Source organism: Bradyrhizobium sp. USDA 4510, assembly GCF_054059095.1.
The window spans coordinates 6,063,138-6,085,941 of the sequence record NZ_JBSSBT010000001.1 but is presented as its reverse complement, the minus strand read 5'-3'; the positions used below and the strand labels follow the sequence as shown (position 1 = coordinate 6,085,941).

Sequence of the window (22,804 nt, the reverse complement as noted above, 5' to 3'; positions counted from 1 at the left end):
GAACCTGCCCGGGCGTCGGGTCGTTATATGATGATTGTCATCTATTGTCTCGACCGGCCGGCCGTCAAGGGATTGACTTCGCTCTCAGCGCTCCGCTGACGAGCGACTGCCGTCAGGCAGCAACGATCACGCCGGGACGACGATATGGTCCGGCGCAATGCCCGCCCGGTGACGCGCATACATCGTGGTGTAGGCGGCCTCGATATGCCGGGTGAAACGTTTGGTATCGAACAACGGCGCCGTCAGCCGGTTGGCCGCCAGCCTGGTGCTGAGCGCCGCGAGCCTCGAAGGATCGGTCGCAAGATCGACCGCCATGCGCTCATAAGCCTCCGGAGATTCCGCAATGAGCTCGGGCAGGCCGACCGCATGGAGCAAGCTCGCCGCGACCCGGCTCGCAAACGTGTCGCCGAGAATGGTCAGCACCGGCAGGCCGGCCCATAGCGCATCGCTGGCGGTGGTGTGGGCGTTGTAGGGCGTGCTGTCGAGGAACAGGCCGGCGAGGCGATGGCGTGCGAGATGGTCGGGTGACGACATACGCGGTGCGAACACAAGGCGCTCCGCAGCGACGCCACGCGCGACCGCCTCCTTTCGCAAATTTGCGGCAGAGTCGGCGTTGGCTTCGAGGAGCCACAACATGCTGCCCTCGACGCGGCCGAGAATCCTCATCCACCGATCGAACATGTCAGGCGTGATCTTGTAGTTGTTGTTGAAGCAGCAGAACACGAAGCCCGTCGGCGCCAGCCCCACGTCGCCGCGCGTGAACACGCGATCGGCAATGACGCGCTTGTCGTCGTTGGCCTGATAGCTGTCGGGCAGGGCGACCACCTTTTCGCTGTAGAATTCGCGATGGTGATCCGGAATCACCGTACGGTCGGCGATGATGTAATCGATGAACGGGGCACCGAGCGTTCCCGGATAGCCCAGATAATTGACCTGGATGGGGGCGGGTCGGCGGCCGAGGACTCTGGTGCGGGATCCCCCGGTAAAGCCTTTCAGATCGACCAGGATGTCGATTTCCAATTGTCTGATCAGGTCGGCGACCTCATCGTCGTTGATGTCCCGGACCTCGACAAATCGATCGAACGACGCCTCCAGCCGTTGACGCATCTCCGAGGGGGCGTTGGGCGACCATGAGATTGCCACCGTCTCGAATTTCGACCGGTCGTGGCACTCGAACATCCCTGCCATCAAGAGCGATGTCGCGTGGTTGCAGAAATCCGACGAGAAATAGCCGATGCGAATTCGATCGTGATGGTAGCGCTCGCCCCGCCAGCGCTGGCTTATGGACGGCGGATGATTCTTCGCGGTCCATCGCGTGGCGCACAGCAGTTGGTCGGCGGTCGATGAAGGAACGCTACAAAACAGAAATGGCGGCGTCGTCGCGTTCCGGGTCCTGATCAACTCGACAAGTCGGTCGCACTCGGCGTCAAAGCCGGCCCAGTCGCAAATGTGGGATTTGGCGTGCAGACGATAGCCTTCGATGTCGGCCTGGTCCGGTTTGAGCGCGACGGCCTTGTCATAGGCGGCGAGTGCCTCGGGGTAGCGCGCCAGAACGGATAGAACCTTGCCGCGGTTGGCGTAAGCAGCCGCATCGTCGCCCTTGTGCCGGATCGACTTGTCGATGCTGGCGAGCGCCGCCTCATGATGCCTGAGCCTGAACAGCGCCGAGCCGCGGTTGTTGTAGGCTTCGGCATAGTCGGGCCGCAGGGCGATCGCCTTGTCGTAACTTGCAACTGCCTCTTCGAGACGATCCAGTTCGACCAGCACGTTGCCGCGATTGTAGCACGCGCCGGGAATTCCCGGCGCCCGGTCGTAGCTCGCGAGCGCATCATCGAACCGTTTGAGGTCGTTGAGCACGTTGCCGCGATCGTTGTGTGCACCGGCGTCGTTGGGCTTGAGCGCAATCGCCCTGTCCAGGCTCGCCAGCGCCTCCTCGGGCCGCTGCAGCTTTCTCAGCGCGGCGCCCCTGTTTCGATGGGCATCCGCATGGTCGGGCACGAGCGCGAGCACGCGATCGTAGCTTGCGAGCGCCTCCTCGTGGCGCCCGAGGTCCGCAAGCGTGATTCCGCGATTATAGAGCGCCGGCGCAAGGTTTTGCCTGAGCGCGACCGCCACATCGAAGCTCGCGAGCGCTTCGTCGAAGCGGCGCAACGCGCGCAGCGCGTTGCCGAGGTTGCTGTGCGCGTCCGCGACGTTGCCGTTGAGCCTGATCGCGCGCCGGATCAGGTCGACGCCGCGCTCGCTGCGGCCGGTCTGCGCCGAAATCAGGCCCAGCAGATGCAGCGCATCGAAGTTGTCCGGCTGCTGTCGGAGCATGTCTTCATAGATCTTCTCTGCTGCCGCGAGCTGCCCTCGCTGATGCAGCGCGACGGCCTGCGCGAAGGCGCGCTGCAAGGCGGCCGAACTGGATTCTTGAAATTCACCTGTTTCGGGCATCAGACGTCTTCACGCGCTCCGTGTCCGGATCCTGGCCTCACGCTGGCAGACCTGTCGCATCCTGTGCCCGCGATAGGGATCGCCCGTTGATCAAAGGTTGAAAACTGGCAGATCGTCCTCGATTGCGCAACGGCCTCCAGGAACAGCTCCAGGAACAGCTCCAGGAACAGCTCCAGGAACAGCTCCACCAATAGTCGGGCTGAAGCGGATGGTCCTCGGTCAGCCCGGCGGCTGTCTCGTCGGCCGCAGCCGAACCGTGTCGCCGGAAGCGGGGGCATCGTCCGGAGCATTAAGGCCGGCGTTCACGATGCGCCTGCCATTCTAGCTCGAACACGCGTCGTTGCTGAGCAGCGGCGTCGGGTTCTCGGTCGAATTTTCCCCGCCGCGATACCATGGCTTGAAGCGAAACCCGGTTCTCGCATACGACCATGGCGCGGTCAGGGATCGGGCGCTGCCCTCCGTCGTATATTCTGAAGCGACGCCAGGATCTGGATTGTAGAGCGAGAAGACGCCGCGCCAGCTGCCGTCCGGCTGCTCCTGGGCGTAGGACAGCTCCACCTTGTTTCGCGAGACCGAAACCAGACGATCCGAAGCGTGATCGAACACGAATGGCCGCTCGAACCAGATCGTGGTCTCATCCTGCTTGATTGCGACGTTGGCCTCCTGTCGTGCCGTGCCGCCACCGACCAGCAGGGGAATCCCCAGCGGCACCGCGACATCAGCGGTGGCGGTTGCATTGAGACGGTGGGCGGAAAGCGTCGACGCAAAACCATCCGGCCGCGCAATGACGGTCTTCTTCGTGAACGGGCCGTGCGGGCCATCTGCCGTGGCAACCAGCGCGACGGCGTTCTGCGTGTTGTTGTAGTAGCCGTGATAGAAGATGACATATTCGCCGTTCGCGCGCCGACAGGCATAGCTGATCGACAGCCCGGACGCTTCCTCGGGCAGTGAGGGCGTGATCACGGCGCCGTGGCGCGTGAACGTCATGCCGTCAACGCTGGTCGCAAGCTTGATCTGCTTCGCCGCGCGGTCGAGGTAATAGATCATGTACGGCTCGGCTGCTCCAGGCTCATACACCACCTGCGCCGGGCCGATCCCGCCGGGCTCGGACGCGTCCGACTGAAGGGCGATTCCCTGCGGAATCCAGGCTCCTTCGTTCGTCGACGTCCAGAGCCGCAGCTGAAACCAGCCCGTCGTATAGGCTGACGCATAAAGACGCCTTGTATGCGCATCCGGCGCGATCGCGGATGGCCACGCCAAATGAAGAACGCCATCGGGCGGCGACAGCGCCGGCGTCAGGCTCGACACCAGGCCGTCGTCGCCGAACTCCCAGATGTGATAAATGCCGCTGCTCCCGACGCCATTGAGAAACCAGCTTCTGGCAATTGCGCCTGCCGGGAAAAGCGTGAGGATGACGAAAACAAGTCCCCGCACAATCATGAAATTTATCCTGGGTCGTGCCGTCTATCGAGCAAACAATTCCGTTGTGATGACACACTCGGGCGCTCGTTTCGCCCGGAGATTTGTTTCTGAAAATGACGCGGGCCTCGGATTGAAACGCGCAGGATGCGTCGGCGGATCAGTTACCGGCGGTGCTCGCAGTCGAGGTTGCGGCCGCTGCAGAGTCTTCTTGAAATCGCTGCCACGGCGGAGATCAGATCGTATTGCACAACGATCGACTCGCTGCCGCCGACTGCAACCAGTACAACGACTGACCGGCCTGATTTCTGTACTCAGGACCGGTTCCGCGCGACCATATCTTGGGAATTTGCAACGACAGGAGAATCCGGCTTTTGTGACCAGCATGGGCTCTAAATCTCGGGAGTACTTGTTCGGAGCGACGGTCAGGCATCTGGCCGAGCGCGCCAAGGAGGCTCGGCTCGAGGCGGATGGTGCGGCCTGCCGGGCATGGAACGCCCGCATGCTCGCTTTTCAGGGGCCCGCCCAGCCGTCGCCCGCGCTCGGCGATGCACTCAACGCCGGTTTCCGCTACCTCGAAGTGAAATGCCTCGGCTGCGAGACGCATCAGACGGTCGCGCTCGATATCGTGAGGCGGCCGAAGTGGACGCCGATCCACGAGCTGGAGCGCTATATGCGCTGCAAGCTGTGCTCGCGACGCTCCGGCTACCCGTTCAAGCGCAGCCATCTTGTGGTACTGCGGACGACTAAGATCTCCGCCATGAACCCGCCCTCAACCTGGTGGCCGGGAGAGCGCTGACACCGTCGCAGAGCATGCTGCGCCCAAAGTCCCACCTCACTATTGGAACATTCCAGGCCTTACCCGCTTGTTCCGAAATCCAGAACGAGTTCACTAACGTGACTGACGAATTTGAATATCTAGCGCACCGATTGGTGATTATCGAGCAACCCGGCGGTGGGTTCTTGGTCGAAGTCACGCCGATCGCCGGCGGCCAAACCATCAGAACAATGACCTACCAACGTACTCAAGAAGCGATCGCTGCAGCGAAGCGGACAATCGACAAGCATCCCGAAGGCAGGCGACCTGCCAATCTGGCCCGGTCTTAAAGTGGCTGACCACCCGCTGCGAAATTCAAGCTGAGACCTGTTCGCTCAAAAAGCACCGGCGCGTCAGTTCCTAACGGATGAAAAAATTTCGAGCGCCTAGATTATCCCAGGACAATGCGAGCCCGTGCGGCTGGTGTTCTGACGGTCGCTAGTTGGAATGTCAGGCGAACTGTCATGGTAAAGAAACGGCGCAAACGGACGATACAAACGTTGTCGCTCACCGCTCGGCTTGACCGGCTTGCTCAGGAATCGAGGGCGAAAGCGGCAGGTCTTCCCCCCGGAGCAGAGCGCGAGCATTTGCTGAAAAAAGCGCGCGAAGCCCGGCGGGCCATTGAGATCGAGGACCTGCTCAAGCTGCGAGGTATCGAGCTGCCGGTTTGATTTTCGGCGGCGGGATAGCACCGTTAGGCTGGCGCCCCAAAGAATGGCTCCAGCGAGGGGGTACACGCTGAGGCCAAGACGGTTGGATCATCCATGAGATGGCAGGCTCATCACATAAACAGGGCGCCGACGCCTACGATGAGCGCTACGAACGATATCGCCACCAACGCCATGAGGCTGTACTCGACGCCGTCGCCGTGACTGAACCTGAACATATGGAGAGCTTGCGCCGCGGCCTTGGTGTTCGCATTTACTTAGGCGTGTCAGGAGCCGTGTCCCATCTAGGTTCCGGCCTTATCTTAAGTGAAGATTCTTCGCGGGAAGAAGCTGTTGAGCGAGCCTAGCTCCCCGCCGCGAGACGCTTCCTCATTATCGTCAGTCGGGCGCTGACTGCGGCCTCTGTGCGGCCGAGTTTCTGGGCGATCTCGCGCTGGGTCAGCTCGGTCTCGCGGATCATCTGTAGCAGGCGCTGCTCTTCCTCTTCGGCCCAAGCTGGCAAGATGTTCTCCGAATTGTTTCGTCCTGAAATGCCAGTACCAATTGCACATCCTGGTCATCTCATCTTCCCGGGATTTGCCGGTCCTTCTCGTTTGTTCGGTCGAGTGTCCTAATTAGGACAGTATCTCCCTTAGCACGGGATGCCCGGCCCAAAGCTCGCCGTCGGTCGTCCCGAAAGGGATGACCGGCGCGGGTGGACAGTAAATCAACTTGCCAGGCTTGCTGCACTGGCTCATTGTCCCGCGATCACCGGCGAAGGCTTTGTCCGTAGGCGTCGGTGGCTGAAGACCGAGCGCGCTCCCGCCTGCAAGGAGGAGCTGCGCCATGAGCCAGCCATTCAGCGAAGAGACGATAGCGTTATTGGATCGCGCTCAGCGAGCCATTGATATGCGATCCTGGTGCGTGAACAGAGGCGACGCCATCTCGCCGAGGCCGGCCTTCGGTCGTTCCGGTTAGAGCTAGCGCTTTTCGAGGCAAACAAAGGCCTTTGGCTGGAACAGCATGCTCCAAGGTGTTCCATGCCTTTTTAGGATTCGCGGCGCAACCCAGGAACAACTGTTCACTTTGTAACTTAAGGAGTCCACTAAGAGCGCATCGAGAACTGAAGTGAACCAGCCCACTCTAGATCAGCGAACGACGCCGCACAAAGCCATGAACTGGCAGCAGTGCCCCAGATGCTCTGACATCCCCGAACTCGTCCGTGCCTTCCTCGATCCTGTCGGCGGGAAAACCGTGCGGCTCATGGAATGCAAATGCGGCGAACGCATCTGGAGCGACCAAATGACGGAATGACCCAATTTGGGCTACGGCCGCCTCCGTTGGCGGCCTCTTTCATTTTCGCATCCGCCCAAGAGAAAGCCGACCACGCTCGCGCCGGGCTTTTTTCTTGGCCCAAGAAAATGCCCTCAGCGAGGGCGATGGCCCGCGCTTGGCTGACGGCGCTCGGCCGTCTGGCTCTGTTGGCGATCACCACGAGCCGGTTATTAGCCCCAGCCTCGGTCCGCGCATCTGGACCGCTATGAGCCGGTGATCCATCTCATGTAGGATAGCACCCGTCGCCGCCGTGAGACGGCTCCGGCGCTTTGCGGGGCTAGCGTGCGCGCCAGAGCCGTCCCCACGCGCGCTCATGTCCGAGAGCGCACTGCATATTACCGGGGAATGCGACAAACGCCGACGGCACCTTGGATTACCCCTTAATTGTAAAAACGGCCCCAGCACCTCTGGGGGCCGGGAGGCCGGTGCTGGAGCCGCTACCTGATTCCGGTCTGTGTTGTTGGAGGCAGGTTCACCGGATCATGCTGGCGACGAAAGTTCCGGCACTTGCATGTGTTAATCTCTTGAAGCCCTTAGCTAGCCGAAGTTCGTGTCAGCTCGTCTGGCGAGATGGCGACTTCCTAGCAATTCGATGGCGCCCCCTTTAGGTAATCGCAAAAAGGCCCCAGCACGCCGAAACGCCGTTGCTGAGGCCCAGTCGTCCGATATTGCCGGGGCGCGACCCGACGGAGCTATTGCTAGCACGCTCCTGTGCGACCGCCAGTTTCTCCCAAAATATGCGCAGTAGGCAAGGAACCATCGAGAGGACAAGAGCGTCTAATTGGCGCTTCTGGTCAGCCAAGGTGCCCCCCGACTGCCTGGAAGAAAACCCGTATCGCTCGGGTTGGCGGCCCCCTCGTTGGGGCCGTTTTCAGTTCGCCGCGGAAAGCGCGAGCGGTGCTTGTCCAAAGTTGATCGCAACGATTCACATAGTTCAATGCGGAGCACACCATCCTGCAAGCTAATCGGTGAACTTGCGTTTCACAGGTGGATGGTTGCAATGGAATTTATTGAACGCCCGATGCGAGGCCGTTTCCTCGTTCGGCAAGGAAGCATTGGCTGGATGGTCTACGACAGCGAACTCAAAGGACCGGCACAGATAAAGAAAAATGGCCCCTTTGCCGAGAAGCTGACCAAGGAAAAAGCCGAGATCATAGCGCAGGCGCTGACGAACCAGATTCGTGCGAGATCGGATGATCCTGCGCAATCGCGGTGCGTCAAGGCCGCTATAAACGCGCGGTGAAAATGATCGTCCGGAGGGGGGACCATTGTTCATCATCGAACTCTTGAACCCTGACGCGTTCTCGGGAACAGGCAGCATCATCCTGCTCGAACTGACGGACGAGGATTCCGCGATGCGAGCCGCCCGAAAGATCGCTGCCGAGACGGGACGCCGCGTAACCGTGCGGAAAGAAGACATGCAAATCATTGGGACTATATCCGCGCCCACGACCCATTAGATCCGAGCCGAGCGGCGAGGCCGGTCATCTAAGCCCTTGCTCCGAGAAATATTCAGGCCTACGCTCAATCCTGTACGAGCAGTCCAGTTATTCGGAGCCGGCAATGCTTGTTTACCGCCCAACGAATTTGCAGATTGAACTCGAACGGCTGCGCAGGTCAGCGGACGATCTCCTCGCCCGAGCCAACGCTGCGCTGGGGTTGCCCAAGCCCGACACGTTTCTGGGACGAAGTCACCATGAGCCGATTCCGCTTCCGAACGAGCGCGCTTTCGGGATCGAATGAGCACCGGTTGATTGCTGCCGACCAGGCCCTAACTCCGACCGGCACCGCAACTCGGCCAACGATCGACGCGCTTGCGGCTGACGGCCACCGAGACAAAGGAGCGGGCTGTTTACTCTCGCGAAACGGCCTCTGGACTCCTGCTTGTTCCCCGAAGCGAAACGGCCCCAGCGAGAGGACATGCCGAGGCCGATTCGGTGCCCCAGCGAGGTGCCAGCCGGGGCCGCTCAAACTGATCGAGAATGTGCCCCGGTCTTCGGGGGCAAGAGCCGGGGCACTTTCATCCATGATGCCGCTCTGCCGCGAGCAGCACATTGCTAACGTCGCTTCGAAGGTGCCGTTCCTAACGACCTTTTCATCGCCGACCCGAGCCGACGCTCAACTCGCTTGCGGCTGGTGCCGACCTTCTTGACGGTCTTCTTCACCGATGCGGCCGACTTGCCGGTCTTCTTCGCCTCATAGCGCACTTCGTAATCCTGCCCGCCGGCGACGCGCGCTCGGTCCTGCTTGCGACCGCGCGCGGTCTGCTTCTTCGCTTTCTTTGCCATTCCGGCCTCCCTGTCGATGAGGGCCAACTCGGTTTATGATCGACCGTTCCATTTGCGGACCCGCGTCGGAACGATTGCGATTGCGCCAGTTTGAATCAGCTTATTGTTTGTGGAGTTGCGTTGTGGCGTTTCAGCGTAGGAAGCCCGAGGCGATCGGGACCAAGGCGCTCTTTCCCGGCTTCATCGCGCCGGCCCTGGCATCGCCGATCGAGAAGGTGCCGAGCGGCACACGCTGGATTCACGAGATCAAGTTCGACGGCTACCGGGTTCAGACTCACATCGCTAATGAAGACGTGAAGATCTACACCCGGCGCGGCAACGACTGGACCAGGCGCTTCAAGAAGGTGGTCCAAGACGCCTGGCACATTTCCGCATCATCAGCCATCATCGACGGCGAGATCGTCGTTCCCTCACCAGACGGCACGACCGACTTCTCCGTGCTGCAGAACGAGCTGCGCGGTAAGTCGACCAGGATCGTGATGGTGGCCTTCGACCTGCTCTATCTCAATGGCCGCGATCTCCGGAAGCTGCCGCTGAAGGAGCGCAAAGCGCTGCTGAAGAAGCTCGTCGCTGGCACCGAGGTCCAGTTCAGCGAAAGCTTCGAGGTGGACGGCCCCAAGATGTTCGCGCATGCCTGTAGGCTCGGCTATGAAGGCGTGGTGTCGAAGGTGGCGGATAGCGCCTATCCGACCGGCACCCGCAGCCGCGACTGGGTCAAGAAAACCTGCGCCCAGCGCGAGACGTTGACCATCGCCGGCTTTGCACTGGACGACAACGAATGGGACGGAATTTACGTCGGCCGGCGCAAGGGCAATGAGCTGATCTACGCCGGCAAGGTCGACCACGGCTTCGACAAGGCCTCGGCCGCCGATCTCCGCAAACGCCTGACGCCGCTGATCCGCAAGACGCAGCCCTACACCAAGCGCATCAAGCACAAGGGCGTATGGGTTGAGCCGAAGGTACTGGCCGAGATCGAGTATCGCGCCAAATCTGCCGAGGGCAAGGTGCGGCATCCGTTCTTTCGTGGGGTGCGAGAAGATCTATGAGCAAGCCTCGCTGTATTTTTTGCGACGACACAAGATGGGTGTGTGAGAACCATCAGGACCAGCCCTGGACCGGTCCGCACGCCTGCGCTTGCGGAGGCGCCGGTGCGCCCTGTCCGGCCTGCAATCGGCCGAATGATGACGGTCCCCCTCGAATGCCGGAGGGCTTCCAACCAGACGAATAAGCGAGGCTTGGCTGTGACGTTGCCGACGATGGCGTTGCCGCCGTCCTCCACCTTAACCTTCTGGACGGTGATAAGCCCGACAGGCCGGCAATTGGAAAGAGAGGGTTACTTCCTCAGTCGGATGCAAGGAGCCCACAGGGTTGGCGCCGGCAGCTTGCAGGGGCTAGCCCGGATGGACGGTCCCGTAGATTTACCATGACCCGGAATTCCAGCTGCCCGGGGCCGGAGCGGGCGCTAAGTTGATCGTGCGGGGGCGGCGCCTTGAGGGCAGGAGGCCGCAATGGAGCGTCTGTATTTGGGCATCACCGTCACCAGCACTTACGCGCTGGTCACCTTTGCGCTGATGCTGGCTTTCGTGCACTGATCGCCGGGAATCCGGATCTTTGCTCGCGGGGCCGCTACGGGGTGCGTTGTCTTCGCGGAACGCGCAATGTCCGGCAACCGGCAAGCTTTTACTGCGTCAGCGGGTTTAAACGTATGCCGAGGCCTGTAGCGATAACCCTGATGAGTTTGGCCGTTGCAACGCTCACGGCGTTCGGCATCGCCGCAGCCCTCATGATCCATTAAAGCGCGATGAGATTAGGTTGAATCGTCATCGCGCTTTAGCTCTTTGTTTGAGCATGATCTCCGCGCAAACGCTTCGCGTTTGTCGCAGGGAAAACCGCCTCGCACTTTTCCGGATCATGCTTTAGCGGGAATGGGCCAGCGGGATTTCGCGCCCGGCGGCCCGTTGGTCGTTGAGGCGTGCGGCCATTTGCGGAACGCAATCACTTCATCCCCTCCAGCATCCTCCGCACGTCTCCCAACAACGCCCGGATCTGCCTTCGCTCGGCGATCGCTTGCCGAGTGAACAGGCCATGCTTGCGCGCATTCCGGTTCGCCCGAGGCGCGCCGGAACCCTTTGCGCCGCCGTGCATGCGGCAGCGCGTCTTGCCGCGCACCGCCGGCGCGCGGCAAGAACTGCCGCAGCGAGTCCTGGCGCCGCAACGCCGGCTGGCCAGCATCGGGCCGGTCGTTTGGATGTGGCCGCTCATGCCTGTGCGTCCCGCGCCGCATCGGTGGAATTCCGCCGTCGCCTCGCGCCCGCGGGCCTCAGTGCCCGCGCCGCGGATGCCGGGCTGTTCTCGGACACGATCACGCTCGCATGCTGCGTGACGGTGCCGACGATGGCGTTGCCGCCGTCCTCGACCTTGACGTTCTGTACGGTGATGGCGGGCTCGCCATGGCTGCGGTGGCGGTTCAGCGCCTCGATCTGGGCGGGAAAGGTGCGGGCGAGCCGGCCCAATGCGCGCGCGGCGCTGTCGTGCTGGGCGAGGTCCTTGGCATGCGCGAGGTGATGGGCGCATCGCATTGCCATCACATGAACCGACACCATCTGCGCCACCAGCATGGCCTCGACGGAATCCCGCGGACCGATGCTTCTCACCATCGAGATCATGAAGGCGAGGTTGACCTCGCAGGGCTTGCCGCCGCTCACGCTGGCCTTGACCAATTGCCGCAGGATGCCGTCCATCGCGTCGCGGTCGGCGACTCCAAGTGCGTTCGCCATCAGCCGTGCGCCGAGCTCCGGATCAGGATGGTCGATGCGGAAGCCATGCGAGGAGAATTTGATCCGCGGGGCTGCGGCAGCCTGGGTCGGGCCGGGTGCGGCGGGCATCGTCGGCACGGTGATGTCGGGTGCAGTATCCATGTCGGGTAGTCCCTGGAATGCGCGTGGCAAGCGCGCAGACGATCGCTCGCTGCGGCAGCCGGTGCGATGTCGATTGTGGGGAGGGGTTTCGGTCTCACGTGCATCCGTCGCGCCTGCTGTTGCGGGCGACGGGGCACTTGCACGATTTCGGAATATTGGAAATGTATCCCTGATTTGCCCGACGCGTCAAGTGGCGTTGTCGGGCGCCGGCGGCCGCCCGGCGCCCTTTGCATGGGGTTGTTTTCGATATTTTGGCGGCACGGCCCCAGTGGGAAGTTCCGCCGCCGTCGCCCGCAGTCATGCCGGCAAGGCACGGTGCGATCCGTGTTAGCGGGTACCGTGCGCCGATTGGATCATTATACTGGCGGGGACGTTGCGACGGCGCGGCGAGGTGCCGGCCTCGGATGAACCGGCCTGGGATGAAGGAGCATCGATGAGCGAGACCATTGGCCACCCCGATCCCGGCCTCGATTTGTCCGACGGTTTCAAGCCGCACACCTCGCATTGGGGCGTGTTCTCGGCGCGGCTCGGCAAGGCGGGTCTCGAAGTCAGGCCCTATGCCGCCGATCCCGATCCGAACCGCATCATCAACAATTTCCCCGGCGCGCTGCGCCACCAGGCGCGCATCGCGCAGCCTGCGATCCGCCGCGGCTGGCTCGAGCGCGGGCCGGGCCCAGACGATCGGCGCGGCCGCGATGACTTCGTCTCGGTGAGCTGGGAGCAGGCGCTCGATCTGCTCGGCGGCGAGCTGACGCGGATCCGCGACACGATCGGCCCCAGCGCGGTATTCGGTGGCTCCTACGGCTGGTCGAGCGCGGGCCGTTTCCATCACGCGCAGAGCCAGGTGCACCGCTTCCTCAACATCGCCATGGGCGGCTATGTCCGCTCGGTGAACACCTATTCCTCGGGCGCGTCATCGGTGCTGCTGCCGCAGATCCTGACCGGCTACGAGGACATCACCAAGCGCAACGTCACCTGGGAGCAGATCGCGGCCGAGACCGACATCGTGCTGGCGTTCGGCGGCATGGCGCTGAAGAACTCGATGGTGGCCGGCGGGTCGATCAGCAAGCATGTCGAGCGCGGCGCGATGGCAGCCGCGCAGCGGCGCGGCTGCCAGTTCGTCCTGGTCAGCCCGCTGCGCGACGATCTCCCCGTCGAGGCCGGCGCCGAATGGCTGACGGCCACGCCCGGCACCGACACCGCGCTGATGCTCGGCATCGTCCATACGCTCGTCGGCGAGGGTCTGCACGATCAGGCCTTCCTCGATCGCTACACCGAGGGCTGGCCAGTGTTTTTGCGCTATCTGACCGGCGAGAGCGACGGTCAGCCCAAGAGTGCCGAATGGGCCGCGGCGATCTGCGGCATCGATGCCGGCACCATCAAGACGCTCGCGCGCCGGCTTGCCGGCCGCAGAGCGCTGATCACCGTGTCGCATTCGTTGCAGCGCGCCGAGCATGGCGAGCAGCCGGTGTGGATGGGCATGGTGCTGGCGGCGGCGCTCGGCCAGATCGGCCTGCCCGGTGGCGGCTACGCCTATTCGCTCGGCGCGATCGGCTATTACGGCCGCCGCGTCAATGCGGTGCCGGGACCGACGCTCGGGCAGGGCCGCAACGGCGTCGCCGACTTCATTCCGGTGGCGCGCATCGCCGACATGCTGCTCAATCCCGGCACCAGCTATCGCTACAATGGCGAGACGCGGACCTATCCGGATATCCGCCTCGTCTATTGGGCCGGCGGCAATCCGTTCCACCATCACCAGGACCTCAACCGCCTGCGCAAGGCGTTTGCGCGGCTCGACACGCTGGTGGTGCATGAGCTGGCCTGGACCGCCACCGCCCGCCACGCCGACATCGTGCTGCCCTCGACCATGACGCTGGAGCGCGAGGACATCGGCTATTCCAGCAACGATCCCTTGATGGTCGCGATGCACCGGATCGCCGAGCCGTTCGGCCTTGCGCGCGACGACTACGAGATCTTCGCCGATCTCGCCGAGCGGTTAGGGGCCCGCGAGCCCTTCACCGAGGGACGCACGTCGCGAGAGTGGCTGGAACATCTCTTTGAGCCGACCCGCAAGGCGCTCGCCGCGCGCGGGCTCGAGGCGCCGAGCTTCGACGAATTCTGGGAGCGCGGCAGCCAGGTGGTGCCGCAGCATCTCGACGACGGCGGCTCGCTGCGCCGTTTTCGCGAGGACCCCCTCGCGCGCCCGCTGCCGACGCCGAGCGGCCGCATCGAGATCTTCTCGCAGAAGATCGCTAGCCACGGCGATGCGGACTGTCCGGGCCATCCGGTCTGGCTCGAGAAATCAGACACGCCGACGCCGGGCGCGCCGTTCTTCCTCGTCGCCAACCAGCCGGTGACGCGCCTGCACAGCCAGCTCGATTTCGGCGGCCATTCGCTTGACGCCAAGTATCGCGGCCGCGAGGTCGCGCGCATGAACCCGCGCGACGCCGAGCCGCGCGGGATCGCCGACGGCGACATCATCCGCATCTTCAACGCGCGCGGCGCCTGCCTTGCCGCGGTGCATGTCACCGACGGCATCGCGCCCGGCGTGGTGCAGCTGCCGACCGGCGCCTGGTACGATCCGATGGACCCCGAGGAGGATGCGCCGCTCTGCGTGCACGGCAATCCGAACGTGCTGACTCGCGACATCGGCACGTCATCCTTCGCGCAGGGCTGCACCGGCCAGCTCACCAGCGTCGAGGTCGAGCGGTTCAACGGCAATCTGCCGCCGATCCGCGCGTTCGATCCGGCGTAATTTTGCGCGGAGATCACGAACAAATCATCGCTGGGCGCTGGATGGCGCCCACGCGTTCGGCTACGGCATCACGAGATCGCCCCTGAGTTCTGGATTTGCCGAGATGCACCTGAAAACCCTGTTTCACATCGCCGTCGCCGCGACCGTCGCGCTCAGTTCGTCCAGCGCATTGGCGCAATCGGCCGCCGAGCCGGCCTATGGACCAGAGCTGCAGGGCTTCGACTATCCCTATCCGGTGGAGCATTATCGCTTCAGCTCGCAGGGGCAGGAGCTCGACATGGCCTATCTCGACGTCAAGCCGGCGACGCCGAACGGCCAGACCGCGGTGCTGCTGCACGGCAAGAATTTTTGTGCCGCGACCTGGGACGGCACCATCAAGGCACTCAGCGGCGCCGGCTATCGCGTGATCGCGATCGACCAGATCGGATTCTGCAAGTCCAGCAAGCCGGAGCGCTATCAGTTCACCTTTCAGCAGCTCGCCGGCAACAGCCGCGCGCTGCTCGCCTCGCTCGGGATCGCGCATTCGATCATGGTCGGCCATTCGACCGGCGGCATGCTGGCGATGCGCTACGCGCTGATGTATCCGGAGGCGACCGACCACCTGGTGCTGGTCGATCCGATCGGGCTGGAGGACTGGAAGGCCAAGGGCGTGCCGTGGCTCAGCCTCGACGGTTGGATGCAGCGCGAGACGCGCGTCACCGCGGACAGCATCCGCGCCTATGAGCGCGCCACCTATTACGCCGACACGTGGGATGCGTCCTACGAGACGTGGGTGCAGATGCTGGCCGGCATGTATCGCGGAGAGGGCCGCGCCGCCGTGGCGTCGAGCTCGGCGCGGCTCTACGACATGATCGCGACCCAGCCGGTGTTCTACGAGTTCGAGCAGATCAAGCCGCCGACGCTGCTGTTTGTCGGCGACAAGGACACCACCGCGATCGGCAAGGACACCGCGCCGCCGGAGATCCGCAAGACGCTCGGCAATTATCCGGTGCTGGGCAAGGAGGCCGTGAAGCGGATCCCGCATGCGCAGCTGATCGAATTCCCCGACCTCGGCCATTCGCCGCAAATCCAGGCGCCGGCGCGCTTCCACGAGGCGCTGCTCGGCTGGCTGCAGCATCCGGAGACCGGCGCGACGCTGGTCAAGTAGGGACGGCGAGACAGGCGGGCGACATCATGACGACAGCCGAACTGGTCAGCGTGTTCACGGTCGATGGGCAGGGCGGCAATCCCTGTCCGATTGTCGTGGATGCAAGCGGCATGAGCGCCTCCGAGATGCAGGATATTGCGCGCCGCCATGGTCGCGAATCCGGCTTCGTGCTGCCGGCGCAGAGCGACGATTTCGACGCCACGTTCCGCTTCTTCGTTCCGAATCACGAGATGGAAATGTGCGGCCACGCGACCATCGGTGCGCTCTGGTTGCTTGCGCGCCATGGAAAGTTGCCGGGCGACACGATGCGGATCTCGACGCGCAGCGGTCCGGTCACCGGCTTCATCAGCCGTGGTCGTCACGGCGAGCCGCGTGTCGAGATCACCCAGCCGGCCGGGAAGACCGTTCCGCTGACCACGGGGCAACGCGACGACGTGCTGCGGGCGCTCGCGGTCGGGCCGGAAGCGATCGATGCGGTGGCACCGTGCAATGCCGTCACATCGCGGATCAAGACCCTCGTTCCGATGCGCTCTCCCGACGCGCTGAATGCGCTCGATCCCGCGGCCGAGCAAGTCGAGGCGGTCTGCGGCCGGATCGGATCGACCGGGCTCTATCCATTCGCCGTGATCGACCGAAAGGCTCGCCTGTTCGAGGCGCGGCAATTCCCGCGCTCCTCAGGTTATCGGGAGGATGCCGCGACCGGCATTGCGGCCGCGGCGCTTGCGTTCGGCCTGCTCGACTACCGCCTGGTCGCTCCTGATGACGACGAGATTCGAATCTTGCAGGGCAGGGCGATGGGGCGGCTGTCCGAGATTCGGGTCCGCATCGGCTTCGCCGGCGGCCGTGCCGTCGGCTGCCTGCTTGGCGGCAATGTTGCGCTGATGGCTGCGCCGTCACACTGAGCAGCCGCCAGCGCAAGGCGAGCCGGCTTCGTAAACAGTACATCCTGGTCTAATCAGCGGCACGCCTGGCCCGCTCCTGCGCCTTGGCGTGCACCGGTGATGATTTCCGCGCACCGGGGCCGGGATGCACGTGGACCGCCTTCGCGCTCAGCGGTTCGCCGCATTCCGAACAGACCATGACGGGATCGAACATCTTCTTGCAGGTCTTGTGTTCGTGCAGCATCGGCCGGCCGCGCGAATCGACCATGTGGACGTTGCCCCAGTGCACGATCGACATGATGATCGGATAGAGGTCGAGCCCCTTCTGCGTCAGGATGTATTCGTAGCGCTTCGGCGCCTCCTGATAGGGGATCTTGCGCAGCACGCCGAACCGCACCAGCTTCTTCAGCCGGTCGGCGAGCAGATGCCGCGTGATCCCGAGCGAGGCCTGGAAGTCATCGAACCTGCGGATGCGCAGGAAACATTCGCGCAGGACCAGCAGGCTCCAGCGGTCGCCGATGACAGCCACCGTGCGGGCCACCGAGCACGGCTCCTCCTCGAGGGCATCCCATTTCATCAGCATCTCCTGCGGTCTGCGTCGACATCGCCTTTTAAATTCTAAAACAGAACTAACGCAATTTCAATAGGATGCCTCGCCTGCAGCCGCGACTTAGTCATTGGATGACAAATATCATATTGACAGTTCTAAAATAGAACTTAAGGTCCCGGCTCGATCAACGCGGCGGCTGAGGGCTGCTGGCACTCAAAGGGAAGGGCGTTCCATGGTTGCTCCGCTCAAGGTCGAATTCCATTTCGATTTTGGAAGTCCGAACGCCTATCTGGCGGAGCAGGCGCTGCCCGAAATCGAGAAGCGTACCGGCGTGAAGTTCGACTACATCCCGGTGCTGCTCGGCGGCGTCTACAAGGCGACCGGCAACATGTCGCCCGGCGAGTCGCTGCGCGGCATCAAGAACAAGCCGGAATACAACGCGCTCGAGACCGAGCGCTTCCTGCGCCGCTACAACATCACGACGTTCAAGACCAACCCGTTCTTTCCGGTCAACACGCTGATGCTGATGCGCGGCGTCGTCGCTGCCGATTTCGAAGGGCTGTTCGAACCGTACTTTCGCGCCGCCTATCACCACATGTGGTCCGAGCCCAAGAAGATGGACGATCCGCAGGTGTTCCGCGAAGCGTTCCTGTCCTCCGGCCTCGATATCGACCGCATCATCGCCCGCGCCCAGCAGGACGAGGTGAAGAAGAAGCTGATCGACAACACCAGCAACGCGGTGGCGCGCGGCTCGTTCGGCTCACCGACCTTCTTCGTCGGCGACGAGATCTTCTTCGGCAAGGACAAGCTGCGCGAGGTCGAGGACGAGATCGTCGCGCAGCTGGCCGCGGGGCGGCGCAAGACCGCCTGAGCGGGAAAATTCCTCAAGACAACAAATCAGGCCCAAAGGGCTGTCACAGGGAGGTTTCAGTGCAGGCGTCGACCCAGTTTGAAGGAAGTGTGGAAGGCTTGCCGAACCGCATCCACGAGGTGATCGATCACCACGTCGGGGCGACGCCGGATCATCCGGCGCTGATCGACGACAAGATGCGGCTGACCTACCGCGAGCTCGATCGGGCGGTCAGTCGCGTCGCCGAGGCGCTGCGGGCGCTCGGCATCCGCGCCGGCGACCGCATGATGATCGTGAGCGAGAATTCGATCCCGCTCGCCTGCCTGCTGCTGGCGGCGAGCCGGCTCGATGCTTGGTCCATCGTGGTCAATCCCCGGCTGTCGCCGCGTGAGCTCGACCAGATCAGGGATCACAGCGGCGCCCGCCGCGTGCTGCTGACCGCCGAGGTCTCGCAGGAGGCGGCTACGCATGCCGCGCGTTACGAGGCCGCCGTGCAGGATGTCGGTCCGCTCCGCGGCATCGCCGTCACCGGTTTGAACCTGGCAACCGTGGCTGAGCCGGTCGAGGCCGACGGCGCCAACCAGGTCGCGGTTCTCATCTACACCTCCGGCACCACGGGCACGCCAAAGGGCGTGATGCTGACCCATCGCAATCTCTTGTTCAGCGCCCGGGCGACGGCAAGCTTCCGAAAGATGGCGGCCGACGACGTGCAGTATTGCGTGCTGCCGATCTCGCATATCGTCGGCATCTCGTTGCTGACCATGACCCTGATGATCGGCGCCACCGTGCGTCTGGTGGCGAAATACGATCCGGCCGCGCTGGTCAAGGCGATGACTGAAGAGGGCATCACGATCCTGAACGGCGTGCCCGCGACCTATCAGCGTCTGCTCGAATACCGGCGCAATGCCGGCCTGCCGAAGCTCGATCGCGGCCGGTTGCGGGTGATCTCGGTGGCCGGCGCGCCGCTCGACCTCGATCTCAAATCACGGGTCGAGCAGGAGCTCGGGCTGCCGCTGCTCAACGGTTACGGCATCACCGAATGCTCGCCGGGCATCTCCGGCGTCCGGCCCGACAATCCGCGGGCTGACCATGCGGTCGGCACCGTCATGCCCGGCCTCGAGGCCAAGCTGATCGGCCGCGACCTCAAGCCGGTTGCGTCAGGCGAAGTCGGCGAGCTGCATGTTCGCGGCCCCAACGTGATGCGCGGCTATTACCGCGCGCCCGACCTGACGGCGAAGGCGATCGACCCCGACGGCTGGTTCAACACCGGCGATCTGGCCCGCTTCGAGAATGATGCGCTCTATATCGTCGGGCGGACCAAGGAGATGATCATCCGCTCCGGGTTCAACGTCTATCCGGCCGAGATCGAGGCGGTGCTGAGCACGCACGACGCCGTGGTGCAATGCGCCGTGGTCGGCCGGCCGGTCGAGGGCAACGAAGAGGTGGTTGCCTTTGTGCAACTGATCAAGGGTTCGACCGCCACGGTACAGGACCTGATGGCCCATATTGCCCCGCAACTCACCTCGTACAAGCGGCCGTCGGAGATTATCCTGATGGACGCGCTGCCCGCGACATCGACGGGCAAGCTGCTGAAGCACAAGCTCGCGGAGTCGCTGCGCGGCTGAGGCTGAGCCATCGCCGCGAGCCAGTTCACTCAAACAAGACCGGAGTACACCATGCAGAAGAGAAACAGGACGGTGGCCGTCATTGGTGCCGGTGATTTCATCGGCGGCGAGATCGCCAAGAAGTTCGCCTCCGAAGGCTTTACGATTTTCGCTGGCCGCCGCAACGGCGACAAGCTGGCGCCGCTGGTCAAGGAGATCGAGGCCGCCGGCGGCGAGATCCATGCGCGCTCGCTCGATGCGCGCAAGGAAGAGGAGATCACGGCCTTCCTCAACGACGCCGACAAGCATGCGCCGCTGGAGGTCTGCATCTTCAATATCGGGGCCAACGTCAATTTCCCGATTCTCGAGACCACCGAGCGCGTGTTCCGCAAGGTCTGGGAGATGGCCTGCTACTCCGGCTTCCTGGCCGGGCGCGAGGCGGCGCGGCTGATGATGCCGCGCGGCGAGGGCAACATTTTCTTCACCGGCGCCACCGCGTCACTCCGCGGCGGCAGCGGCTATGCCGCCTTTGCCAGCGCCAAGTTCGGCTTGCGCGCCGTGGCGCAGGCGATGGCGCGCGAGCTGGGACCGAAGAACATCCATGTCGCGCATCTGATCATCGATTCCGGCGTCGATACTGAATGGGTGCGGCAGCGCCGCATCGAGGCGCTCGGCCCGAACGCGCTCGACGATCCCGATCTCTTGATGCCGCCGGCATCGGTCGCGGGCGCCTATTGGCAGCTCTATCAGCAGCCGAAGAGCGCCTGGACCTTCGAGTTGGAAATCCGGCCCTTCGGCGAGAAGTGGTAGGGAGCCGGTCAGATGGAGCTCGCGCTATCCCCTGAAGATGCGGCGTTCCGCGATGAGGTTCGCGCCTTCATCAAGGACAACTACCCGGCGGAGATGCGCGTCGCCAATCCGGAGACCGATCTCTCCAAGGAGCAGATGCTGCTGTGGCATCGCATCCTGCACAAGAAGGGCTGGATCGCGCCGCTCTGGCCGAAGGAATATGGCGGGCCCGGCTGGTCGATCACCCGCCGCTTCATCTTCGAGCAGGAGACGACGCGCGCTGGCACGATGCCGCCGCTGGCGTTCAGCGTCACCATGGTCGGGCCCGTCATCTACACCTTCGGCAACGATGTGCAGAAGAAGAAATTCCTGCCGCGCATCTTGTCCGGCGAGGATTGGTGGTGCCAGGGCTATTCGGAGCCGGGCTCCGGCTCCGACCTCGCGACCGTCCGCACCAAGGCGGTGCGTGACGGCGACCACTACATCGTCAACGGCCACAAGACCTGGACCACACTGGCGCAGCACGCCGACTGGATCTTCTGCCTGGTGCGCACCGATCCCACGGCCAAGCCGCAGTCCGGCATCTCGTTCCTCTTGATCGACATGAAGTCGCCCGGCGTCACCGTGCGCCCGATCATCACCATCGACGGCTCGCACGAGGTCAACGACGTCTTCCTGGAGAACGTGCGCGTTCCCGCCGAGAACTTGATCGGCGAGGAAAACAAGGGCTGGACCTACGCCAAATTCCTGCTCGGCAATGAGCGCACCAGCATGGCCGGCATCGGCCGCTCGACGCGCTACATCGCGCGGCTGAAGAAGATCGTGAAGGCGGAGATCCCCGAAGACGATCCGGCGCATCTGGAATTCATCCGGGACATCGCCCGCGTCGAGCTCGACGTGCTGGCGCTGGAGGCGACCGAGCTTCGCGTCGTCGGCCAGATGGCGCGCGGCATCGACCCGGGACCGGCCGCCTCGTTGTTCAAGATCCGGGGCACCGAAATCTTCCAGAACATCACTGAGCTGACGCATCGGGCGATCGGCAATTACGGGCTTGCGATCCGCGAGCATCCGGTCAGCGCCAATCACTTCATGCCGGGCCCCGACTACGGCCACACCGCGTCGGAGAAATTCCTCAACTCGCGCAAGCTCTCGATCTACGGCGGGTCGAACGAGATCCAGCGCAACATCATCGCCAAGGCGGTGCTTGGACTCTAGCCACAAGCAACGAGGATCGGATGGATATCCAGTTCACGGAAGAGCAGGAATTGTTGCGGTCCAGCGTCCAGCGGCTGCTGCGCGACCAGTATGACTTTGACGCCCGCCGCAAGATCGTCGCGAGCGAGGAGGGTTTTGGCCGCAAGCAATGGGCTGAATTCGCCGAGCTCGGCCTGCTCGCCGCGCCGTTCTCGGAAGCGGTCGGAGGGCTCGGCGGCGGGCCGTTGTCGACCATGATCATCATGCAGGAGTTCGGCCGCCATCTTGTCGTGGAGCCCTTTGTCGAGACGGTCGTCGTCGCGGGTGGCTTGATCGAGCAGGCAGGTTCCGACGCGCAGAGGCAGGCGTTCATCGCCGACATCATCGCTGGCACGAAACTCTGGGCGCTGGCCTGGACCGAGAAGGGTTCGCGCTTCGATCTCGCCACCGTCACCACCACGGCGCGCCGCGAGGGCAACGATTACGTGCTCACCGGGGAGAAGACGGCGGTGCTGGCCGCGCCGTGGGCGGATTATCTGATCGTCTCCGCGCGCACCGCGGGTCATCGTCACGATCGCGGCGGCGTCAGCCTGTTCGTCGTCGATCGCCGCGCCGCCAATCTCGATCTGCAAAGCTTCAGGACGATCGATGGCCGAACGGCGGCCGAGATCAGCCTGCGCGGCGTGCGCGCGGAATTGCTGGGCAGCGAAGGCGGGGGCGTCGCCGCGCTGGAAGCCTGCCGTAACCGCGCGATCGGCGCGCTCTGCGCCGAGGCGGTCGGCGCGATCGGCGAACTGAACGCCGCGACGCTGGACTATTCCAAGACGCGAAAGCAGTTCGGCGTCACGATCGGCAGCTTCCAGGTGCTGCAGCACCGGATGGTCGACATGTTCATCGCGCATCAGGAGGCGTTGTCGCTGATGCAGCATCTGAGCCTCAGTCTCAGCGACGATGAGGCCGGCGTGTCTCGGCTCGCCTCCGGCGCCAAGTCGAAGATCGGATATGCCGGCAAGTTCGTCGCCGACCAGGCGGTGCAGCTGCATGGCGGCATGGGCATGACCGACGAGCTCAATGTCGGCCATTACTTCAAGCGGATTTCCTCCATCAACATCCAGTTCGGCGATCCCGCCTATCACGTGCTGCGTTATGCGCAGCTCGACGCGGTCGCCTAAGC

Annotated in this window: 22 protein-coding genes; 15 read left to right on the top strand and 7 right to left on the bottom strand. The window is 63.5% G+C overall.

Going from position 1 to position 22,804, the window contains the following annotated elements:
* Positions 1-126: 126 nt before the first annotated feature.
* Entirely contained in the window at positions 127-2,436 is a 2,310-nt protein-coding gene (locus tag ACVMDN_RS28325; RefSeq protein WP_076830443.1) for a tetratricopeptide repeat protein, read from the bottom strand.
* 321 nt (positions 2,437-2,757) lie between these two features.
* On the bottom strand, positions 2,758-3,876 hold the full coding sequence (locus ACVMDN_RS28320; RefSeq protein ID WP_076830449.1) for a glycoside hydrolase family protein: 1,119 nt from the start codon (positions 3,874-3,876) through the stop codon (positions 2,758-2,760).
* A gap of 364 nt (positions 3,877-4,240) precedes the next feature.
* Here ACVMDN_RS28320 and ACVMDN_RS28315 point away from each other — a divergent pair, with 364 nt between their 5' ends.
* From ACVMDN_RS28315 to ACVMDN_RS28305, 3 genes are all read left to right on the top strand, one after another.
* Positions 4,241-4,654, top strand: a complete 414-nt coding sequence (locus ACVMDN_RS28315) for a hypothetical protein (RefSeq protein ID WP_076830452.1) — start codon at positions 4,241-4,243, stop codon at positions 4,652-4,654.
* 98 nt (positions 4,655-4,752) lie between these two features.
* Positions 4,753-4,962: a hypothetical protein gene (locus tag ACVMDN_RS28310; RefSeq protein WP_141340037.1), complete on the top strand. Its 210-nt coding sequence runs from the start codon at positions 4,753-4,755 to the stop codon at positions 4,960-4,962.
* A 174-nt stretch (positions 4,963-5,136) separates the two neighbouring features.
* Positions 5,137-5,343 carry a hypothetical protein gene (locus ACVMDN_RS28305; protein ID WP_057019187.1) on the top strand — a complete coding sequence of 69 codons (207 nt, stop codon included), beginning with the start codon at positions 5,137-5,139 and terminating at the stop codon, positions 5,341-5,343.
* A 340-nt stretch (positions 5,344-5,683) separates the two neighbouring features.
* Here ACVMDN_RS28305 and ACVMDN_RS28300 read toward each other — a convergent pair whose 3' ends face one another.
* On the bottom strand, positions 5,684-5,842 hold the full coding sequence (locus ACVMDN_RS28300) for a sigma factor-like helix-turn-helix DNA-binding protein (RefSeq protein ID WP_200844582.1): 159 nt from the start codon (positions 5,840-5,842) through the stop codon (positions 5,684-5,686).
* A gap of 1,812 nt (positions 5,843-7,654) precedes the next feature.
* Between ACVMDN_RS28300 and ACVMDN_RS28295 the strand changes: the two genes are divergently transcribed.
* The 3 genes from ACVMDN_RS28295 to ACVMDN_RS28285 all read left to right on the top strand — a co-directional run bounded on the left by ACVMDN_RS28295 (position 7,655) and on the right by ACVMDN_RS28285 (position 8,397).
* Positions 7,655-7,897 (top strand): hypothetical protein, encoded by a 243-nt coding sequence (locus ACVMDN_RS28295; protein WP_141340038.1) that lies wholly within the window; start codon positions 7,655-7,657, stop codon positions 7,895-7,897.
* Positions 7,898-7,922: 25 nt separating this feature from the next.
* Positions 7,923-8,114 (top strand): hypothetical protein, encoded by a 192-nt coding sequence (locus ACVMDN_RS28290; protein WP_057019190.1) that lies wholly within the window; start codon positions 7,923-7,925, stop codon positions 8,112-8,114.
* A 103-nt stretch (positions 8,115-8,217) separates the two neighbouring features.
* Complete coding sequence (locus tag ACVMDN_RS28285) at positions 8,218-8,397, top strand: hypothetical protein (RefSeq protein ID WP_141340039.1); 180 nt, start codon at positions 8,218-8,220, stop codon at positions 8,395-8,397.
* A gap of 314 nt (positions 8,398-8,711) precedes the next feature.
* On the opposite strand, the gene ACVMDN_RS28280 is transcribed toward ACVMDN_RS28285, so the two are convergent.
* The gene (locus ACVMDN_RS28280; protein WP_076830497.1) at positions 8,712-8,942 is read right to left on the bottom strand and encodes a DUF3606 domain-containing protein; all 231 of its coding nucleotides are present in this window, start codon (positions 8,940-8,942) and stop codon (positions 8,712-8,714) included.
* 122 nt (positions 8,943-9,064) lie between these two features.
* Here ACVMDN_RS28280 and ligD point away from each other — a divergent pair, with 122 nt between their 5' ends.
* The gene (ligD, locus tag ACVMDN_RS28275) at positions 9,065-9,988 is read left to right on the top strand and encodes a non-homologous end-joining DNA ligase (protein ID WP_076830458.1); all 924 of its coding nucleotides are present in this window, start codon (positions 9,065-9,067) and stop codon (positions 9,986-9,988) included.
* Between the two features lie 949 nt (positions 9,989-10,937).
* On the opposite strand, the gene ACVMDN_RS28270 is transcribed toward ligD, so the two are convergent.
* Together ACVMDN_RS28270 and ACVMDN_RS28265 are read right to left on the bottom strand one after the other, a co-directional pair.
* On the bottom strand, positions 10,938-11,204 hold the full coding sequence (locus ACVMDN_RS28270; RefSeq protein ID WP_076830537.1) for an HGGxSTG domain-containing protein: 267 nt from the start codon (positions 11,202-11,204) through the stop codon (positions 10,938-10,940).
* On the bottom strand, positions 11,201-11,860 hold the full coding sequence (locus tag ACVMDN_RS28265) for a hypothetical protein (protein ID WP_076830540.1): 660 nt from the start codon (positions 11,858-11,860) through the stop codon (positions 11,201-11,203). The genes ACVMDN_RS28270 and ACVMDN_RS28265 overlap by 4 nt, the downstream gene beginning before the upstream one ends.
* A 433-nt stretch (positions 11,861-12,293) precedes the next feature.
* Here ACVMDN_RS28265 and ACVMDN_RS28260 point away from each other — a divergent pair, with 433 nt between their 5' ends.
* From ACVMDN_RS28260 to ACVMDN_RS28250, 3 genes are all read left to right on the top strand, one after another.
* Positions 12,294-14,615: a molybdopterin guanine dinucleotide-containing S/N-oxide reductase gene (locus ACVMDN_RS28260; RefSeq protein ID WP_076830542.1), complete on the top strand. Its 2,322-nt coding sequence runs from the start codon at positions 12,294-12,296 to the stop codon at positions 14,613-14,615.
* A 103-nt stretch (positions 14,616-14,718) separates the two neighbouring features.
* A complete protein-coding gene (locus ACVMDN_RS28255; RefSeq protein WP_076830545.1) occupies positions 14,719-15,762 on the top strand; it encodes an alpha/beta fold hydrolase in 1,044 nt (347 codons plus the stop codon).
* A 26-nt stretch (positions 15,763-15,788) separates the two neighbouring features.
* Entirely contained in the window at positions 15,789-16,664 is an 876-nt protein-coding gene (locus ACVMDN_RS28250) for a PhzF family phenazine biosynthesis protein (RefSeq protein ID WP_076830548.1), read from the top strand.
* A gap of 49 nt (positions 16,665-16,713) precedes the next feature.
* On the opposite strand, the gene ACVMDN_RS28245 is transcribed toward ACVMDN_RS28250, so the two are convergent.
* On the bottom strand, positions 16,714-17,220 hold the full coding sequence (locus ACVMDN_RS28245) for a winged helix-turn-helix transcriptional regulator (RefSeq protein WP_026193238.1): 507 nt from the start codon (positions 17,218-17,220) through the stop codon (positions 16,714-16,716).
* 205 nt (positions 17,221-17,425) lie between these two features.
* On the opposite strand from ACVMDN_RS28245, the gene ACVMDN_RS28240 reads away from it, so the two are divergent.
* The 5 genes from ACVMDN_RS28240 to ACVMDN_RS28220 are packed head-to-tail and all read left to right on the top strand — an operon-like array spanning position 17,426 to position 22,802.
* A complete protein-coding gene (locus tag ACVMDN_RS28240) occupies positions 17,426-18,064 on the top strand; it encodes a 2-hydroxychromene-2-carboxylate isomerase (protein WP_076830551.1) in 639 nt (212 codons plus the stop codon).
* Positions 18,065-18,123: 59 nt separating this feature from the next.
* Positions 18,124-19,668, top strand: coding sequence for a class I adenylate-forming enzyme family protein (locus tag ACVMDN_RS28235; protein WP_229189138.1), 1,545 nt, complete (start codon positions 18,124-18,126; stop codon positions 19,666-19,668).
* A 51-nt stretch (positions 19,669-19,719) separates the two neighbouring features.
* Positions 19,720-20,457 carry an SDR family oxidoreductase gene (locus ACVMDN_RS28230; protein WP_076830559.1) on the top strand — a complete coding sequence of 246 codons (738 nt, stop codon included), beginning with the start codon at positions 19,720-19,722 and terminating at the stop codon, positions 20,455-20,457.
* Positions 20,458-20,469: 12 nt separating this feature from the next.
* A complete protein-coding gene (locus tag ACVMDN_RS28225) occupies positions 20,470-21,651 on the top strand; it encodes an acyl-CoA dehydrogenase family protein (RefSeq protein ID WP_076830562.1) in 1,182 nt (393 codons plus the stop codon).
* 20 nt (positions 21,652-21,671) lie between these two features.
* A complete protein-coding gene (locus ACVMDN_RS28220) occupies positions 21,672-22,802 on the top strand; it encodes an acyl-CoA dehydrogenase family protein (protein WP_076830565.1) in 1,131 nt (376 codons plus the stop codon).
* Positions 22,803-22,804: the final 2 nt, after the last annotated feature.

Excerpts from the sequence above, each read along its gene's own strand:
- ACVMDN_RS28315 (WP_076830452.1), top strand. The coding sequence starts at position 4,241 with ATGGGCTCTAAATCTCGGGAGTACTTGTTCGGAGCGACGGTCAGGCAT.
- ACVMDN_RS28285 (WP_141340039.1), top strand. The coding sequence starts at position 8,218 with ATGCTTGTTTACCGCCCAACGAATTTGCAGATTGAACTCGAACGGCTG.
- ACVMDN_RS28245 (WP_026193238.1), bottom strand. The coding sequence starts at position 17,220 with ATGAAATGGGATGCCCTCGAGGAGGAGCCGTGCTCGGTGGCCCGCACG.
- ACVMDN_RS28255 (WP_076830545.1), top strand. The coding sequence starts at position 14,719 with ATGCACCTGAAAACCCTGTTTCACATCGCCGTCGCCGCGACCGTCGCG.
- ACVMDN_RS28230 (WP_076830559.1), top strand. The coding sequence starts at position 19,720 with ATGCAGAAGAGAAACAGGACGGTGGCCGTCATTGGTGCCGGTGATTTC.
- ACVMDN_RS28320 (WP_076830449.1), bottom strand. The coding sequence starts at position 3,876 with ATGATTGTGCGGGGACTTGTTTTCGTCATCCTCACGCTTTTCCCGGCA.
- ACVMDN_RS28260 (WP_076830542.1), top strand. The coding sequence starts at position 12,294 with ATGAGCGAGACCATTGGCCACCCCGATCCCGGCCTCGATTTGTCCGAC.
- ACVMDN_RS28250 (WP_076830548.1), top strand. The coding sequence starts at position 15,789 with ATGACGACAGCCGAACTGGTCAGCGTGTTCACGGTCGATGGGCAGGGC.
- ACVMDN_RS28325 (WP_076830443.1), bottom strand. The coding sequence starts at position 2,436 with ATGCCCGAAACAGGTGAATTTCAAGAATCCAGTTCGGCCGCCTTGCAG.
- ACVMDN_RS28220 (WP_076830565.1), top strand. The coding sequence starts at position 21,672 with ATGGATATCCAGTTCACGGAAGAGCAGGAATTGTTGCGGTCCAGCGTC.
- ACVMDN_RS28265 (WP_076830540.1), bottom strand. The coding sequence starts at position 11,860 with ATGGATACTGCACCCGACATCACCGTGCCGACGATGCCCGCCGCACCC.
- ACVMDN_RS28240 (WP_076830551.1), top strand. The coding sequence starts at position 17,426 with ATGGTTGCTCCGCTCAAGGTCGAATTCCATTTCGATTTTGGAAGTCCG.
- ACVMDN_RS28225 (WP_076830562.1), top strand. The coding sequence starts at position 20,470 with ATGGAGCTCGCGCTATCCCCTGAAGATGCGGCGTTCCGCGATGAGGTT.
- ACVMDN_RS28295 (WP_141340038.1), top strand. The coding sequence starts at position 7,655 with ATGGAATTTATTGAACGCCCGATGCGAGGCCGTTTCCTCGTTCGGCAA.
- ACVMDN_RS28270 (WP_076830537.1), bottom strand. The coding sequence starts at position 11,204 with ATGAGCGGCCACATCCAAACGACCGGCCCGATGCTGGCCAGCCGGCGT.
- ACVMDN_RS28305 (WP_057019187.1), top strand. The coding sequence starts at position 5,137 with ATGGTAAAGAAACGGCGCAAACGGACGATACAAACGTTGTCGCTCACC.
- ACVMDN_RS28280 (WP_076830497.1), bottom strand. The coding sequence starts at position 8,942 with ATGGCAAAGAAAGCGAAGAAGCAGACCGCGCGCGGTCGCAAGCAGGAC.